This window comes from Cryobacterium zhongshanensis (assembly GCF_022760445.1).
Lineage (GTDB): Bacteria > Actinomycetota > Actinomycetes > Actinomycetales > Microbacteriaceae > Cryobacterium > Cryobacterium algoricola.
The window spans coordinates 1-14,474 of sequence record NZ_JALGAR010000009.1; the positions used below are offsets into that span (position 1 = coordinate 1).

Consider the following 14,474-nt stretch of genomic DNA (forward strand, 5'->3'; position numbering starts at 1 on the left):
AGGAACCGGTTACGCATATCCCGGATCATGCTGGACATCGTCATGGAGCCATGGCCGCCGCCGTGCCCCATGGCGTCTTGCCTCGTCGTGGTCGTGGCTGCCGCATGCTCATGCATGATCCTGGTCTCAGTCGATGGGCTCATATGAACGATCCTCTCGAGGAAATTGCTGGTGCTCGACACTGTGTTTCTCGGTGCCTACATCATCAGCTTATACCCCCCTTAGGTATAAGAGGATGGCGACCTCCGGCTGTTCGTCGTCGAACAAGGTCGGCCCTCTCAGACCGCGCGGAGCATCCGTTGACTACAGTGTGAGCATTGCCGCCTGCGGACGGCAGGGGAAGAAAGGGAACGCCGTGGTGGAAGCTCAGCCGTGCAGTCGCGCGTTCACAGCCGCCGCGCAACTGCGTCGTTCGCTCGTCGGAATCCTCTCTCTTGCAGCCATCGTTTTCGGATTGGTAGCGATGCATGCAGGGATGGCGGCAGAATCCGAAGCCTCGCCGCATTCCCACGCCAGGTCTCACGCGCAGTCGAACATTTCAGTCCTCAGCGCAGGGGTGTCGGAATTCGAACTGCCGTTAGCCTCGATTTCCAGTGCATCTGCGTCAGGAACGTCTCACCTGCCGTCGACTTGTCTCGGCATGTGTGCCGTCGATTGCCTAATGACAGGGTCCGCGTGCGCTGCCGGACTCATCGCGCACTCCCCGAATCCTGTCGCCCAGCACGCGATTACCCTCGTTGTCCAGTGCACCGCCGTGCGCGCAGCACCCCCTCTCTCGCTGCGACTCCCTCCACAACGACCGCCCTCGCTGACGGCCCTGTCGATTAGCCGCGTCTGATCAACAACCGGCTGTGAGCCTCCCCGTGGTGCGGCGGACTCTCGCCGTTCCAGCGATTTCCATGTCTCGCTTCGCCCGCGAGCACGCTCGCCGTCTCCGGATCTTCTTCCGCAGACGACAATCACAACCCCTTGTTTGACAGATTGGACTCCCCTTGATTTCCCTTCGCATTCCCCTTCTCACCGCCACCGCACTAGCCGCAGCCATTGCCTTGTCCGCCTGCTCGGCCGGCGCTACCACGGCCGGCGGCGCCAGCGCATCCTCATCCTCCGCCCCCGCCGCATCGACAGCAGTGTTCAACGATGCCGACGTCTCGTTCGCCATGCCGATGGTCGACCACCACCAGCAGGCGATCACGATGGCCCAAACCATGCTCGACAAGACCGGGGTCGATCCACGCGTTACCGCTCTTGCCGAGCAGATCAAGGCGGCCCAAGGGCCGGAGATCACGATGATGAGTTCCTGGGTCACAGCGTGGGGTGCGACCGCCACGAACATGCCCGGAATGGACATGAGCTCCGGTTCCATGACCGATGGGGACATGGCCGCGCTGGACGCTGCGACCGGCCCGGCCGCCGACAAGCTCTTCCTTCAGCAGATGATCCAGCACCACCAGGGCGCCATCGACATGGCCGACGTCGAGCTCAAGGACGGGCAGAACCCGGACGCACAGGCCCTCGCGACGAAGATCATCGCCGACCAAACGGCGCAGATCAAGCAGATGCAGGACATCCTCGCCACCCTGTAGCCGGCCCGCCGACAGGCCGCGGAGCGTCATCGGCGCTCCGCGGCTCCGCTGCGCCTAATATCCTTAGGTGACTAGGATTGAAGCGAACTCTCTTTTCGGGCCAGTTCGCGAGGCACGACAATTGTGAAGGGGCTCGACCATGGCTAAGTTCGGTGATCTGGAAAACGCGATCATGAACGAGGTCTGGCAGGCCGAGAATCCGTTGTTGGTGCGGGAGATCCTGGACAGGCTTAATCGTGGGCTCGCCTACAACACCGTGCAGACGGTCACCGAGATCCTCAATCGCAAGGGTTGGCTCAGCAAGGAAAGAGACGGCCGCGCATTCCGCTATGGTCCCGCGGCCACCCGGGACGATTATGTGTCCGGACTCATCCGCGAGGCGCTGTCCTTCGCCGACGACCGGGCGGCAGCACTCGTGGGCTTCGTAGACGAAATGCCCGACGACGAAGCAGCCGAACTCCGCCGTTTACTTTCCGCCGCGCAGGACAACGAGCCGAAGTCATGATTGTCGCAATCACCCTGACCGTGTACGCGATAGCGCTCTCCGTCGCCGTCCCCCGGCTCCTGTTGCGCGCGAACTGGGTCGATCGTGCGCCCCGGCTCGCTATCGCGTCCTGGCAGGCACTGACAGTCGCGGTCGTGGGCTCGCTGGCCCTCGCCGGCCTGTCCTTCGCGATTCCCGTCGCCGGCCTGGGCGGAAAGGGCATCATCGACGTCTTCCAGGCTTGTGTAATGGCGCTGCAACAGCAGTATTCGACTCCGACCGGTGCCGCCGTCGGTATTGGTGGGGCGCTACTGGCCTGCTCCGTCATCACTCGCTGCTTCTGGGGCCTGGCCTCAACGGGCGCCCGAATGTCACGGGAGCGCAATGCACATCGTCGAGTTCTGGACATGGTTGGTCGCCCGGACATCGATCGCGACATCGTCATCCTCGATTCCACGGAAGCTGCGGTCTACTGCATGCCCGGAATCCACCGGCGCACTGTCGTGACCACGGCCGCACTTCACGCCCTGACGGACAAAGAGCTCATCGCGGTTTTGGCCCATGAGCGCGCGCACCTCACTGAGCGGCACGACCTCGCCCTGGCATTCTCCGTGGCACTGTCGCAGGCCTTTCACGGGCTCCCGCCTTTCCGGCTGGCTGCGCGGGAGACGGCTCGCCTGGTCGAACTTCGAGCCGACGATGTCGCGGCTGCACGAACTCACCGGCTCACGGTCGCAGCGGCGCTCCTGGCCGTCGCAGCCGTGCCGCCGCGTGCAGTGCCGGCCGTCGCTCTCGGAGCCGCTGGAACCGGGGCCGCGGCCCGCGTCCGCCGGCTCCTCCCTCCACGCCAATCTGTGGGCCGCCTCCCCACGTGCGCTGCAGCGGTCGCGATCGTGCTGCTGCTGATCGCGCCCGGACTCGCCCTCGGCTGGCCGGCCGTGACGAGCGCGGATCATGTGTTGTGCCCCCTCGCGCCGGCAACCAGCCTGTCGTCGTCCCTTTCTCCGACGTCCGGAAGCGCGCCTGCGCCTGCATCTGCTGCGCATGCCCCGTGTTCCGTCGACAGCATGGACGACGGTCGCTTCTCCAGCTGACTTTCAGCTTCGGCACGCCAGTTAGACAACCGCATCACGATCACCTAATCTCCTTAGGAGGATAGGTGAGTGTCCGCGCATGACGCGGCCCGGGTGAAGGCGAAGAATATATGGAAAATCTACTGTTCGGCGGCACTCTGCTCGCCGCCTTTCTGGGCGGTCTGGTTGCCCTGCTCGCGCCCTGTTGCGTGTCGGTGATGTTGCCCGCCTACTTGGCGTCGGGCATGCGGCGGCGTTCCGGCATCGTGGGAGCGACCCTGGTCTTCGCCGCCGGGGTCGCCACGATCATCGTGCCGATCGGGTTGGGAGCAACGGCCTTGATCGGGCTGATCTCCGGCCAGCACGCGATCGTCTTCGCGATCGCAGCCACGGCGATGCTGATCGGCGGCATTGCGATGCTGTTCGGTTGGAGGCTGCAGCTTCCGATGCTCGCGCGCCGAGTTCCCGCCGGCCACGGCCTCGCCTCGGTCTACGGACTCGGAGTGTTCTCCGGAGCGGCCAGCTCGTGCTGCGCTCCGGTACTCATCGGCGTAGCGGTCCTCTCCGGCGCAACCGCTTCGTTCCCCGCGGCCCTGGCCGTTGGCCTCACCTATGTGGCCGGAATGGTCGCCCCCCTCGCCATACTGGCGCTGGTCTGGGACCGTAAGGATTGGGGCTCAAGCAAGTGGCTTCAGGGACGCCAGATCACCCTGCGCCTCGGCCGGTTCAGCGGTAGCCTCGCCGTCGGCAGCTTCGCCTCCGCCGTCCTACTCATCGTGATGGCCATCCTCACCTATATCCAGGCCGCCGTCGGACCCGGCATGACCTCCGGCGGCTGGCTGGCCCAGTTCGGTGCTGACCTGCAACACAGTGTCTCCGTGGCGACCAAGGCGCTCGCTTGGCTTCCCGGCTGGGCCGTCGCGATCGTGCTGGTTGCCGGAATCGGCTACTTCGTCTGGCGTGCCACCCACCACACCGAACCGGAACCCCAGGAACCAAGCCCGGCGTCGACCGGCGAGCCGGTTGAACCAACGGAATCTGACTCCAGTTGCTGCAGCGACGCAGCCCTTGAAACCTCCGCACGCACAGAACAGGACACCACCAAATGAGTTCCGCCCCCAAAAACAGGCAACAGTACCCCAGTATCCGGTCCCGCCGCCCCGGCTGGTTCGGCTGGATCACCGGGCTGCTGATCGCCGGCATCGTCCTCGCCGGGCTATACGGCGTCTTCGCCAGCGCCAACGCCCCCACGACTGCAGCCGCCGGTATGACGATGCAGTCGTCGTACGACGTCGGAAACCCCGGCATCGGTCAGGTCGCACCAGGCTTCACGCTCGCCGACAACTCCGGCGGACAGGTGTCCCTGGCCGACTACACCGGCAAGAGTGTGCTGCTCTTCTTCCAGGAGGGCCTGGCCTGCGAACCCTGCTGGACGCAGATCACCAGCCTGGAAACGGACGCCGCGAAGCTCCAGGCAGCGGGAATCGACGCCGTCGTGTCCATCACAACCGACCCGGCCCAGCAAATCGCTCGGAAAACCACCGACATGGGCCTGAAAACCCCGGTCCTGTCCGACCCCGACCTGGTCACTTCGAAGAAGTACCGGGCCAACGAATTCGGCATGATGGGCACCAGCACCGATGGCCACAGCTTCATCCTCGTGGGTCCCGACGGCACCATCACATGGCGCGCCGACTACGGCGGGGCTCCGAAATACACCATGTTCGTACCCGTCGACCAGCTCCTCCTCGACTTGAAGACCGATACGACGTCATGATCGCCCTGACCCTACTCACTCAAAGCGCCTGCCCCTCCTGTATCGCGGGAAAACGAGTGCTGGCCGAACTGTCCGCCGAATTCCCCCTCCAGATCGACGAGGTCGACGTGAACAGCGATGCCGGCCGTGCGATCGCCCGCGAGCAGCGCCTGGCCTTCACCCCCGGACTCGTCGCCAACGGCCGGCTGATCGCGCACGGGCGTCTGTCCACCCGCGCCCTCCGGCGGAAATTCACCACCATGCTCCAAACCCCCGACTCAACCCAATCCACCCGACCAGAAGGATCCTGACCATGCAGCAATTCCTCTACATCCTCCCCGCCCTGATCTGCCCCGTCGGCATGGGCCTGATGATGTGGTTCATGATGCGCGCACGCGGCCACGGAAAGACCGTCGACGGTCCCGAAGAACAAGAACTCGCCCGCCTGCGCGCCGAAGTGGCCGCCCTCCGCCCACAGGCCGCGGCATTCGACGAACGCCACCCCGGGACCGGACCGACCGCGTGATCCCCATTCTGATCTCCCTGGTCGCGACCGTCGTTGCCGCGGCTCTGACCTGGCGGTTCTGCATGCGCCCTATGCTGCGCAGCCGAACCGCCCCGGGTGACGCCGCGTGCTGCGTTAAGCCGGCGACGAACGTCCAAGGGGACATTCAGGCCGCCCGAGCCGAACTCAAGTCGTTACAGGACACCATCGGGTACATTTCACCTGAACCGAAGGACCGCTGACATGGCTCGTGAAACACCCCCACACTCGGACGACCACTCAGCTGGCGGAGGTCACGGAGCCCCGCCGGCCCCCGTTAAGCAGCAACGAGCCGTGCGTCGGGCAGAAAAAGTCGCCTCCTTGAAGCGGGAACAATTCAAAGCGAAACGGAACCGGAAGATCGGAATCGCCGCAGCCTGGTCCGCCGCGGGGATCGTCGTGCTCGTCGTCGTCCTCGTCGTCACAACCACCGGCGCCCCCAAGAACGCGGCAGCACCGACATCCGTTGACGGCATACAAACCTTCCCGGACCAGACCTCCCAGCACGTCACCGGCACCGTGAAATACAACCCGCTGCCGCCGGTGGGCGGCGACCACTCCGTCACACTCCTGAACTGTGGCGTGTATTCCGACAACGTCCCCAACGAAAACGCAGTGCACTCGCTCGAGCACGGCGCCGTGTGGGTCACCTATGACGCTTCAAAAGTGACGGGTGATCAGCTCGCGGCTCTGCGCAAGGAGATCCCTTCGACATACGCGATCCTGTCTCCGTTCGCCGGTCTCCCATCATCAATCGTCGCGTCGGCCTGGGGCACGCAGCTCGACATCAGCGACCCGGCCGATCCCCGACTCGCGGCATTCATCGCCAAGTATCGGGGCGCCGCAACTGCTCCAGAACCCGGCTCCCCCTGCACCGGAGGCCTGGACGGACCCGGCAAGGTGTCCTGACCTGCAGCTCCGACCGAGAACACCAATTCCACGAATGAACGACAAGAGAATGTGAGCACACCATGATGGGGTACGGCGGGATGGGCTGGACAGGTCCATGGATGATCTTCGCGTGGATATTCGCCATCGGGGGCATCGTTGCCCTGGCGTTTGTCTTCTACCGGCTCTTCCACGGAGATCGCCCTCAGCAGGACAATAGCGCCGCACCCGGCTCGGCCAGAACGATCCTCGACGAACGTTTCGCACGCGGTGAAATCGATGAGAACGAGTATCGGCAGCGCCGCGAAATCCTCAACGGCAGGTAGCGAAGGTCCGAACGTGGGCACACTGATCGGGGCAACACTCCGAGTCCTCGACATCAGCGAGTCCACAGACAACTCCGACGCCTCGGGACGGAACACAGTCCTCGCGGTTCTGACTGCCGTCGCCGGCATGGAATTAGAGGTGGCCCGGGACCGCATCCGCGAAAGCGTCTTCAAACGACGTTCCTCGAGCACACGCCGCGGCGGTCGTCGGAAGACCTTCACCGAGCACCAGATCCGCAACGCTCTCCAACTCATCGAATCCGGCGAACCACCCTCACAGGTGGCCCGTCATCTTGGCATGTCCCGCACCACGCTCTACCGGCGCATCAACGACATCCAACCGTGACACGGATTGTGCCTTAGTCCGTCCGGTGACTTCCGCTTCCAGAGTCGCTGGCTAGCAGCAGTGGTCGTCCTCGATGACGCGTTCCCCGGTAAGGGCGCTGATCGGGACCGCGCAACTCTCACCCTTCCACGCTTCGAGGCCTTCACGAATAGCGAAGGCCGCAATCACGAGAGCGGCTACGGAGTCGGCCCACGCCCAACCCAGCAGCGAATTGAGCACCAGGCCCATCAAGAGAGCGGCGGAGAGGTAGCTACAGATAAGGGTCTGTCTCGAATCGGCGATCGCCGACGCGGACCCCAGTTCGCGGCCGGTTCGACGTTCGAACCAACTCAGGAAGGGCATGACGGCGAGACTGACAGCGGCGAGGACGATGCCCACCGGGCTTCGCGCTGCTTCCCGCAGCCCGAAGATGGACAAGCCGGCCTCGATGATGACATAGGCCGCCAGGGCAAAGAAAGCGTACGCGATCACGCGCAGAGCTACCTTTTCCCGTTTCTCAGGATCCGGAGCGGAGAACTGCCAGGCGATCGCAACCGCGGACAGCACTTCCACAATCGAGTCGAGCCCGAAGCCGATCAGTGCGGCAGAGGACGCCACGTTCCCTGCAGCGATAGCGATGACCGCCTCTAGGACGTTGTAGGTGATCGATATGCCGACGATGAATCGAATGCGACGCTGGAGGACCAGTTTCCGCACAGAATCTAGGACGGCGCCTGAACCATTCGTCGGGGCGGTCACGCCGGCGTCCCACAGCAGAGCGGCTGGTCACAGTTCTCGTCAACGCAGGCCGTGCCATCATCGACCGCGAGGACAACGTCGAACAGAGACTGAAGCGCCCGCGTCAGGTGCCTGTCGGCGATCTCATACCGGGTCTGTCGCCCTTCGGGCACGGCGACAACAAGGCCGCAGCCGCGAAGACAACTGAGATGGTTCGAAACGTTCGAGCGCGTGAGTTCCAATTCTCGGGCGAGCTTCGCCGGGTAACCAGGTTCCTCGAGCAGGCTCAACAGGATTTTGGATCGGGTCGGATCGGCCATCGCGCGCCCGATCCGGTTCATCACGCCCAGACGTGAGGAAATAGTCAGCATGTAGTGACCATACAGTCCAGGATGACCATTGTTGATTGTGCCCACAAAGCAACGGCGGAGACAACTATGACAGAGCACGACCGCTCCCCTCAGAATCGGCGGAACCACCTGGTTTCGAGGCTCATGACCATGTCGCATGGCCTCCTGTCTACGCTCATTGAAAATTAGGCCGTGTGAAACTGACGGCGCTACTGGCCTACTTTTCGAAGAGCGCTGGCAAAACCCACGCCACGCGACAAGCACCGGCCCAACGACTACGGCAAATCTCCTCATCGGACAGACGCATTTCACGGGCCGGCGACGCGTTCCGCGCGAATAAGTGGTGAATAAAAGTGCGCGGCACCATGTGCCACAAGCTAGAGCTAAAGAAACGTGCAGATCAGCGCGCATTCTCGAGACCGCGAATCACTTGAACCCATGACCGTTCGCAGCACTCGGCTCGTCACCGACAAATCAGAAGAATATAAGTGCTGGTCAGGCTGTTTTTCTGGTCCACCCGCACGACGCTGACCCGAGTCCTCTTGACCATTTACTCAAGTCTCATCAGAAATGACCAAACTAGAATTCCAGATCAGAAGACACTTTTCAGTAGGGCGGCCGGGACTTGAACCCGGGACCGACGGATTGCGACGGGCCGTTCCTGGCCAAGCGACTCTTCTTCCGAGACCTAGACGCATCTGGACTGATCTCGATCTGATCAACAGTTCCTTGCGATGTTTCGAAAAAATGATATCGCAACCCCTCGGCCCGCCTCGGCCCGTCTCGAGGCAATAAACGTTGAATAAACGTGCACGCATCAATTCCCAATTCCTCTCAGGCTTTTGCTGTGAGTCGTGCATCTGCAATTGGGACACAGTCCCAGTCCGACGGCCCCATAGCCCCGCTGTATGGCGCTGTAGACCCCGCGGTCAATCACGCGCCAGCTTTAGCCACCTACTCAAGTGCCAATTAACTAATCTTTTTCATTTTAATTTGCGATTCCCGGGCGTGGGGGCGGATCCCGGCCGTAGGGTGGCGTCATGACGTACAGTGTGCCGCAACACCGCAACCTCCTCACCGCCCTGCCCGGACCTCGGTCCCTCGCCCTGCAGAAACGCCGAACCCGGAGCGTGTCCGCCGGCGCCGGCGCCGGCACCCTGGCCGCCATCTACATGGACCACGGATCAGGCGCGATCCTGGTGGACGTGGACGGCAACCAGCTCATCGACCTGGGCTCAGGTATCGGCGTCACCTCCTTCGGCCACGCATTGCCTGAGGTGGCCGCGGCCGCCGCCGCGCAGGCCGCCAAGCTCACGCACACCCTCTTCACCGTCACCCCGTACGAGAACTACGTTCGGGTGGCCGAGAAGCTCAATGCGATCACCCCGGGCGACTTCGAGAAGCGCTCCATCCTGGTGAACACCGGTGCCGAAGCGGTGGAGAACGCAGTGAAGATCGCACGCAAGTTCACCGGTCGCCGCGCGATCGTGGTGCTCGACCATGCCTTCCACGGCCGGACCAACCTCACCATGGCGATGACGTACCGACCGTGGCCGGAGCGTGCCGGAATGGGGCCGTTCCCCGGAGAGATCTACAGCGCCCCCGTGAGCTTCCCATACCGTGACGGCCTGTCCGGACGCGAGGCCGCTGAACGCACCATCGACTACATCGTCACGCACATCGGCGCGAGCGAGGTGGCCGCCTTCGTCGTCGAGCCAATCCAGGGTGACGGCGGCATCAATATCCCCGCCCCCGGCTACTTCCAGCGAATAAGCGAGTTCTGCACAGAACACGGCATCGTCTTCATCGCCGATGAGATCCAGGCCGGCCTCGGCCGCACCGGCACCTGGTTCTCGATCGAGCATCACGGTGTCGTACCGGACCTGGTCACCACGGCCAAGGCCATCGCCGGCGGCTTTCCGCTCGCGGCGGTCACCGGCCGCGCCGAGATCATGGATTCGGTGCAGCCCGGCGGCATCGGCGGAACCTTCGGCGGCAACCCGGTGTCCACCGCGGCGGCCTTGGCAGTGTTCGACCTGATCGAACGTGACGACCTGATCGCACGCGCCCGGGAGGTCGAACGGATGTTGTGGTCCCGCATCGGCAACTGGCCCAGCACCTACGACGTGGTCGGCGACGTGCGCGGCCAGGGTGCCATGTTCGGCGTCGAGCTCGTTGTTCCCGGCACGACCGCCCCCAACCCGGCGGCGCTGCGGACGATAATCGACCACGCCACCAGCCACGGTGTCATCGTGCTGGACGCCGGCTCGTGGGATTCGGTGCTCCGCTTACTGCCCTCGGTGGTGATCAGCGCCGAACTCATCGACGACGCGGCCACCGTGATCGAGGAGACCCTTGCCCTCCTGTCGACGGCGGTACCCAAATGACCTACGTGATCGGCTCCCCCTGCATCGACGTGAAGGACCGGGCGTGCGTGGACGAGTGCCCCGTCGATTGCATCTATGAGGGCAAACGCACCCTCTACATCCAGCCGGATGAGTGCATCGACTGCGGTGCCTGCGAACCGGTCTGTCCGGTCGAGGCCATCTATTACGAAGCCGACCTGCCCGACGAGGAACAACCGTACCTCGCCGACAACGAGAGGTTCTTCGCCGACATTCTCGAGGGGCGGGACGCCCCGGTGGGATCACCGGGTGGCGCTTCGAAGATCCCCGTCATCGGCATGGACACCAGGTTCGTCAAGACCCACCCCGCGGCCTAACCCGCCCAAGGCGGGCGGGTGCGCCTCACTGTGACCTTCATGCCGTTCATGCCGTTCATGCCGACGCAAGAGGCGCATGGCGTTGACAATCACGATCAGCACAGACGCTTCGTGCACGAGCATTCCGATAGTCATCGTCACTCCGCCCAGGAGCACGCCGAGCAGGAGCACGGTCACGGTGACGAGCGCGATGGCGATGTTCTGTCGCATGGTGTTCACCGTGCGGCGGGCCAGCGATATGGCCTCGGGGAGCTTGAGCAGATTGTCGCCCATCAGCGCGATGTCAGCGGTTTCGACCGCGACGGCCGACCCGGCGGCTCCCATCGCCACCCCGATATTCGCCGCGGCGAGGGCGGGAGCGTCGTTGACACCGTCACCGACCATGGCCACGACGTAGCCCTCGGCCTGCAGGCCGGTCACGACAGCGAGTTTGTCCTCCGGAAGGAGCGATGCACGCACCTCGTCCACACCGGTGACGGACGCGACGGCATGCGCGACCACCGGAGTGTCGCCGGTCAGCATGATGACGAGCTTCACCCCGGCGGCGTGCAGGTCAGCCACCATCCGGGCGGCGTCGGCACGCACCTCATCCGCGACCCCGATGACACCGGCGACCGTCCCGTCGAGCACGACGATCATGGGCGTGCGGCCGGCCTGGGCCAGCTCGGTGGCCGCCTGAGTCGCGGCATCCGTGTCGATGATCGAGTACTGCGCCAGCAGTGCCGGGTTGCCGATCAGCACGCGGCGGCCCTGTGTGGAGACCACGATGCCCTTACCCGGAACCGGCTCGGTTGACTCCGGCAGGCCCGCGACGTCCAGGCCCTCGCTCCTGGCGGCATCCAGAATCGCACGGGACAGCGGATGCTCGGAACCGGTTTCGGCGCGCCCAGACCAGCCCAGCACGTCGGCGCGGGTCAGGGCGGGGTTCAGCACGACAACATCGGTGACCGTCGGGCGTCCGATCGTGAGCGTGCCGGTCTTGTCCACGGCGACCGCGGTGATCTTCGCAGAGGTCTCCAGGAACTCACCACCCTTGATCAGGATGCCGTCTTTCGCAGCCCGGCCGATGCCGGCGACGATGGACACCGGGATGGAAATGACGAGCGCTCCCGGGCAGCCGATGACCAGCAGCGTGAGCGCCAGCACGATGTCCTGGGTGACGAGTCCGGCGACAATTGCGAGAACCAGGATTACAGGGGTGTACCAGGCGGAGAACTGGTCCATGAACACTTGAGTCTTGGCTTTGGCGTCCTGCGCCTCCTCGACCCGGTGGATGATCCTGGCCAGGGTGGTGTCGGCGCCCACGCCGGTGGCGCGCACCTGCAGGAATCCGCTCCGTGCGACGGTACCGGCGAACACGCGGTCCCCCGCCATCTTCTCCGCAGGCATGGACTCACCGGTGATCGACGCTTCGTCGAGGGCACCGGCACCGCCGATGACCTCGCCGTCGACGGGAACCTTGGCGCCGTTCTTGACCAGCACCGTCTCGCCGAGGATCACGGCGGTGGCGGGCACTTCCACCTGCTCACCGTCGCGAAGGGTGATGGCGATATCGGGGGCGACCGCAACGAGTTCGGCCAGCGCAGATCGGGTCTTGTTCAGCGTCGCGGTCTCGAGGGCGTGACCGATGGCGAAGAGGAACGTCACCGCGGCCGCTTCCCAGTACTGCCCGATGATGACCGCACCGATGGCGGCGACGGCGACCAACAGGTCGATTCCGATGACCCTCGCCCACAGCGCCCGCGCGGCGGTGATCACGATGTGGGTGCCGGCGACGATGGCCGCAGCCACCATCAGGAGGTTTCCGACGATGTCGATGCGGGCGATCTGAAGGATCACCAGCGCGGCGACGATCAGCGCGCCGGAGACGGCAGGGACCGCCCACCGGTTCGTCATCCAGGTCCGGATGGTTTCCATGGCATGTACCTTTCTGAGCTTCGGTGTGCGTGGGCTCGGTGCTCCGGCCGACTCGCCGGCAGGAGCACCCGCCAAGGTCAGAAGGCGGCCAGGCGCGCGCTGTAGCCGGCCTTTGCGACGACCGCGATCAATTCCTCGACGCTCACAGTGGATGCGTCGTGCTCGATTTCGATGCGGGCCGAGGCGAACTTCACCGTGACGGCGGTGACCCCGGGTACGCGGCCGACCTGCTTCTCGATCTTGGCCACGCAGGACGGGCAGGAGAACCCCTCAGCGCGCAGGCTGGTGTGGGTGATGGTTGGCGCGATGGCGCTCATGGTGTGACCTTTCGATGGGAACAGCCCCGGAATTCCGGGGTGATTGCGACGCTACGTTGCCCTCTGTGAGGGGACCATGACGGCGGTCACTTGTCCGCAGGTCACCGCCGAGGGGCTGCTATGGATGCGAGTGAACCGGAGGGTCATTTCGCCGCGAGCAGGCCATCCGCGTCGAGGACCGCGGTCCAGCGGCGTCCGGTGTCGATCAGGCCACTACGGCGGAGCCGGCTCATAGCGCGGGACGCTGATTCCGCGCTGGTACCGGCCATGGCGGCCAGGTCAGCCCGGCTCAGCGGTAGCTGGATCAAGGTCGTTCCGGGTGCGTCTCCCGGTACCCCGAAGGTGTCGGCGAGTCGCAGCAGGCCGGTTGCCACCCGTTTTGTGACCGTGGCTGAGGCTTGTTCCTGTTCGGCGGAGCGGGCGCGGGCGAGGCGACCGGACACGACATCAAGTACGCCGAGCGCCACCGACGGCTGTGCGAACATCACTTCGCGGAAGGCTCCGGCGTCGATCTGCAGGGCACAGGTCGTGACCAGGGCGAGGGCCGTCTCGGTGTAGCCGCTGCCGCCCGCCCAGGTGAGGCCGCCGAGCACGTCGCCGGGGCCGAAGAAGTCCAAACTGGTGCGCTGTCCGGTGGCGGTAGTGCGGAAGGCCTTCACCTGGCCGGCTGCGAGCAGGTAGACGTGCTCGGCGGGCTCGCCCGCGCTAAACAGCGCCTCGCCCGCGGACCAGGCCAGCGACTCCATCCGCGCGCCGATCGACGCCAGCTCATCGCCGGACAGGCCCTGGAACAGGCCAATCTGCTCGAGGATGCGCCGCTGCATGGCCGGAGGGCACGGGTGCGGTCGCCCACAGGTACTGCGGAGCGGCACCGCGCGCAAAGGCAGCGCACGCAGGTGCGGCTTGGGTAGGTGCGGGGTGTGCCGCGTCACCGCGGCCTGCGTCACGGTGATCGGCTTCTCACTCATCGCAGCACCTCGAGGATACAGTGGGGTCAGTTGGCGCGGGTGAGGCGGATCGTCCAGGTTTCGGGCCCGTTCTCGAGGTAGGAGATCAGGAATTGACCGGGGCGGCTGCTTTCGAGCTGTCCGAGCAGCGGCAGCGGGTTGTGTGAGGCGATCAGGTCCAGGGCGAAGCCGGGTTGGATGGCGCCGAGAGCTCCGAAGATCGTGGCGTGCCGGATGGCGTGCGGGATGGTGCGCGAGTCCAGGACGATCTTCTCGGTGTCTTCATGGCCACAGGCGCAGGCGTGCGCTTCGGGCCGTGCTTCATGGTCGGCCGGTTCGGCGCCGAGGCGGCTCGATGACAGGATGATCGGTTCGGCGGTCATGTTCTTCTCCTTCAGGCCCGGTCGAATGACCTAGAGTTCCATTATAGAGGATGAGTATCCTTTTAATCGGGATGTTCGTCCCGACAACAGCGCCGGAATGTGATTGAACCGGCAGAAT

At 64.6% G+C, this 14,474-nt stretch carries 19 protein-coding genes; 13 read left to right on the plus strand and 6 right to left on the minus strand.

Features of this window, described 5'->3' with window-relative positions; translation table 11 throughout:
- Positions 1 to 235: 235 nt before the first annotated feature.
- The 11 genes from MQH31_RS21010 to MQH31_RS19610 all read left to right on the plus strand — a co-directional run bounded on the left by MQH31_RS21010 (position 236) and on the right by MQH31_RS19610 (position 7,003).
- Complete coding sequence (locus MQH31_RS21010) at positions 236 to 838, plus strand: DUF6153 family protein (protein ID WP_372488193.1); 603 nt, start codon at positions 236 to 238, stop codon at positions 836 to 838.
- Between the two features lie 154 nt (positions 839 to 992).
- Positions 993 to 1,586 (plus strand): DUF305 domain-containing protein, encoded by a 594-nt coding sequence (locus tag MQH31_RS19565; protein ID WP_279239286.1) that lies wholly within the window; start codon positions 993 to 995, stop codon positions 1,584 to 1,586.
- A 139-nt stretch (positions 1,587 to 1,725) separates the two neighbouring features.
- Positions 1,726 to 2,091, plus strand: coding sequence for a BlaI/MecI/CopY family transcriptional regulator (locus MQH31_RS19570; RefSeq protein ID WP_134533675.1), 366 nt, complete (start codon positions 1,726 to 1,728; stop codon positions 2,089 to 2,091).
- The gene (locus MQH31_RS19575) at positions 2,088 to 3,164 is read left to right on the plus strand and encodes a M56 family metallopeptidase (RefSeq protein ID WP_243013447.1); all 1,077 of its coding nucleotides are present in this window, start codon (positions 2,088 to 2,090) and stop codon (positions 3,162 to 3,164) included. Before MQH31_RS19570 ends, MQH31_RS19575 begins: the two co-directional genes overlap by 4 nt.
- A gap of 110 nt (positions 3,165 to 3,274) precedes the next feature.
- Complete coding sequence (locus MQH31_RS19580) at positions 3,275 to 4,252, plus strand: cytochrome c biogenesis CcdA family protein (protein WP_243013448.1); 978 nt, start codon at positions 3,275 to 3,277, stop codon at positions 4,250 to 4,252.
- Positions 4,249 to 4,920 carry a peroxiredoxin family protein gene (locus MQH31_RS19585; protein WP_243013449.1) on the plus strand — a complete coding sequence of 224 codons (672 nt, stop codon included), beginning with the start codon at positions 4,249 to 4,251 and terminating at the stop codon, positions 4,918 to 4,920. The genes MQH31_RS19580 and MQH31_RS19585 overlap by 4 nt, the downstream gene beginning before the upstream one ends.
- Positions 4,917 to 5,210 carry a thioredoxin domain-containing protein gene (locus MQH31_RS19590; RefSeq protein ID WP_243013450.1) on the plus strand — a complete coding sequence of 98 codons (294 nt, stop codon included), beginning with the start codon at positions 4,917 to 4,919 and terminating at the stop codon, positions 5,208 to 5,210. The genes MQH31_RS19585 and MQH31_RS19590 overlap by 4 nt, the downstream gene beginning before the upstream one ends.
- A 2-nt stretch (positions 5,211 to 5,212) precedes the next feature.
- Positions 5,213 to 5,425: a hypothetical protein gene (locus MQH31_RS19595; protein ID WP_243013451.1), complete on the plus strand. Its 213-nt coding sequence runs from the start codon at positions 5,213 to 5,215 to the stop codon at positions 5,423 to 5,425.
- A 339-nt stretch (positions 5,426 to 5,764) separates the two neighbouring features.
- On the plus strand, positions 5,765 to 6,352 hold the full coding sequence (locus MQH31_RS19600; protein ID WP_243013452.1) for a thioredoxin-like domain-containing protein: 588 nt from the start codon (positions 5,765 to 5,767) through the stop codon (positions 6,350 to 6,352).
- A gap of 101 nt (positions 6,353 to 6,453) precedes the next feature.
- Positions 6,454 to 6,657 (plus strand): SHOCT domain-containing protein, encoded by a 204-nt coding sequence (locus tag MQH31_RS19605; protein ID WP_241976105.1) that lies wholly within the window; start codon positions 6,454 to 6,456, stop codon positions 6,655 to 6,657.
- Between the two features lie 13 nt (positions 6,658 to 6,670).
- Complete coding sequence (locus MQH31_RS19610) at positions 6,671 to 7,003, plus strand: helix-turn-helix domain-containing protein (RefSeq protein WP_243013453.1); 333 nt, start codon at positions 6,671 to 6,673, stop codon at positions 7,001 to 7,003.
- Positions 7,004 to 7,054: 51 nt separating this feature from the next.
- On the opposite strand, the gene MQH31_RS19615 is transcribed toward MQH31_RS19610, so the two are convergent.
- Both MQH31_RS19615 and cmtR read right to left on the minus strand, forming a co-directional pair.
- The gene (locus MQH31_RS19615; RefSeq protein ID WP_243013454.1) at positions 7,055 to 7,741 is read right to left on the minus strand and encodes a cation efflux transmembrane domain-containing protein; all 687 of its coding nucleotides are present in this window, start codon (positions 7,739 to 7,741) and stop codon (positions 7,055 to 7,057) included.
- Positions 7,738 to 8,091: a Cd(II)/Pb(II)-sensing metalloregulatory transcriptional regulator CmtR gene (gene cmtR, locus MQH31_RS19620; RefSeq protein WP_243013455.1), complete on the minus strand. Its 354-nt coding sequence runs from the start codon at positions 8,089 to 8,091 to the stop codon at positions 7,738 to 7,740. Before cmtR ends, MQH31_RS19615 begins: the two co-directional genes overlap by 4 nt.
- A gap of 1,019 nt (positions 8,092 to 9,110) precedes the next feature.
- Between cmtR and MQH31_RS19625 the strand changes: the two genes are divergently transcribed.
- Entirely contained in the window at positions 9,111 to 10,457 is a 1,347-nt protein-coding gene (locus MQH31_RS19625; protein WP_243013456.1) for an aminotransferase class III-fold pyridoxal phosphate-dependent enzyme, read from the plus strand.
- Complete coding sequence (fdxA, locus tag MQH31_RS19630) at positions 10,454 to 10,792, plus strand: ferredoxin (protein ID WP_243013457.1); 339 nt, start codon at positions 10,454 to 10,456, stop codon at positions 10,790 to 10,792. Before MQH31_RS19625 ends, fdxA begins: the two co-directional genes overlap by 4 nt.
- Here fdxA and MQH31_RS19635 read toward each other — a convergent pair.
- The 4 genes from MQH31_RS19635 to MQH31_RS19650 form a co-directional block, all read right to left on the minus strand.
- Positions 10,718 to 12,709, minus strand: a complete 1,992-nt coding sequence (locus tag MQH31_RS19635) for a heavy metal translocating P-type ATPase (RefSeq protein WP_243013458.1) — start codon at positions 12,707 to 12,709, stop codon at positions 10,718 to 10,720. The genes fdxA and MQH31_RS19635 overlap by 75 nt on opposite strands.
- Before the next feature lie 77 nt (positions 12,710 to 12,786).
- The gene (locus MQH31_RS19640) at positions 12,787 to 13,026 is read right to left on the minus strand and encodes a heavy-metal-associated domain-containing protein (RefSeq protein ID WP_243013459.1); all 240 of its coding nucleotides are present in this window, start codon (positions 13,024 to 13,026) and stop codon (positions 12,787 to 12,789) included.
- A 143-nt stretch (positions 13,027 to 13,169) separates the two neighbouring features.
- Entirely contained in the window at positions 13,170 to 13,994 is an 825-nt protein-coding gene (locus MQH31_RS19645; protein ID WP_243013460.1) for a Crp/Fnr family transcriptional regulator, read from the minus strand.
- 26 nt (positions 13,995 to 14,020) lie between these two features.
- Entirely contained in the window at positions 14,021 to 14,356 is a 336-nt protein-coding gene (locus tag MQH31_RS19650) for a DUF2249 domain-containing protein (RefSeq protein ID WP_243013461.1), read from the minus strand.
- Positions 14,357 to 14,474: the final 118 nt, after the last annotated feature.

What these genes read in the sequence shown, in the direction of transcription:
- MQH31_RS21010 (WP_372488193.1), top strand. Translation starts at nt 236, where the DNA reads ATGGCGACCTCCGGCTGTTCGTCGTCGAACAAGGTCGGCCCTCTCAGA.
- MQH31_RS19570 (WP_134533675.1), top strand. Translation starts at nt 1,726, where the DNA reads ATGGCTAAGTTCGGTGATCTGGAAAACGCGATCATGAACGAGGTCTGG.
- MQH31_RS19575 (WP_243013447.1), top strand. Translation starts at nt 2,088, where the DNA reads ATGATTGTCGCAATCACCCTGACCGTGTACGCGATAGCGCTCTCCGTC.
- MQH31_RS19580 (WP_243013448.1), top strand. Translation starts at nt 3,275, where the DNA reads ATGGAAAATCTACTGTTCGGCGGCACTCTGCTCGCCGCCTTTCTGGGC.
- MQH31_RS19585 (WP_243013449.1), top strand. Translation starts at nt 4,249, where the DNA reads ATGAGTTCCGCCCCCAAAAACAGGCAACAGTACCCCAGTATCCGGTCC.
- MQH31_RS19590 (WP_243013450.1), top strand. Translation starts at nt 4,917, where the DNA reads ATGATCGCCCTGACCCTACTCACTCAAAGCGCCTGCCCCTCCTGTATC.
- MQH31_RS19595 (WP_243013451.1), top strand. Translation starts at nt 5,213, where the DNA reads ATGCAGCAATTCCTCTACATCCTCCCCGCCCTGATCTGCCCCGTCGGC.
- MQH31_RS19605 (WP_241976105.1), top strand. Translation starts at nt 6,454, where the DNA reads ATGATCTTCGCGTGGATATTCGCCATCGGGGGCATCGTTGCCCTGGCG.
- cmtR (WP_243013455.1), bottom strand. Translation starts at nt 8,091, where the DNA reads ATGCTGACTATTTCCTCACGTCTGGGCGTGATGAACCGGATCGGGCGC.
- MQH31_RS19625 (WP_243013456.1), top strand. Translation starts at nt 9,111, where the DNA reads ATGACGTACAGTGTGCCGCAACACCGCAACCTCCTCACCGCCCTGCCC.
- fdxA (WP_243013457.1), top strand. Translation starts at nt 10,454, where the DNA reads ATGACCTACGTGATCGGCTCCCCCTGCATCGACGTGAAGGACCGGGCG.
- MQH31_RS19635 (WP_243013458.1), bottom strand. Translation starts at nt 12,709, where the DNA reads ATGGAAACCATCCGGACCTGGATGACGAACCGGTGGGCGGTCCCTGCC.
- MQH31_RS19640 (WP_243013459.1), bottom strand. Translation starts at nt 13,026, where the DNA reads ATGAGCGCCATCGCGCCAACCATCACCCACACCAGCCTGCGCGCTGAG.
- MQH31_RS19645 (WP_243013460.1), bottom strand. Translation starts at nt 13,994, where the DNA reads ATGAGTGAGAAGCCGATCACCGTGACGCAGGCCGCGGTGACGCGGCAC.
- MQH31_RS19650 (WP_243013461.1), bottom strand. Translation starts at nt 14,356, where the DNA reads ATGACCGCCGAACCGATCATCCTGTCATCGAGCCGCCTCGGCGCCGAA.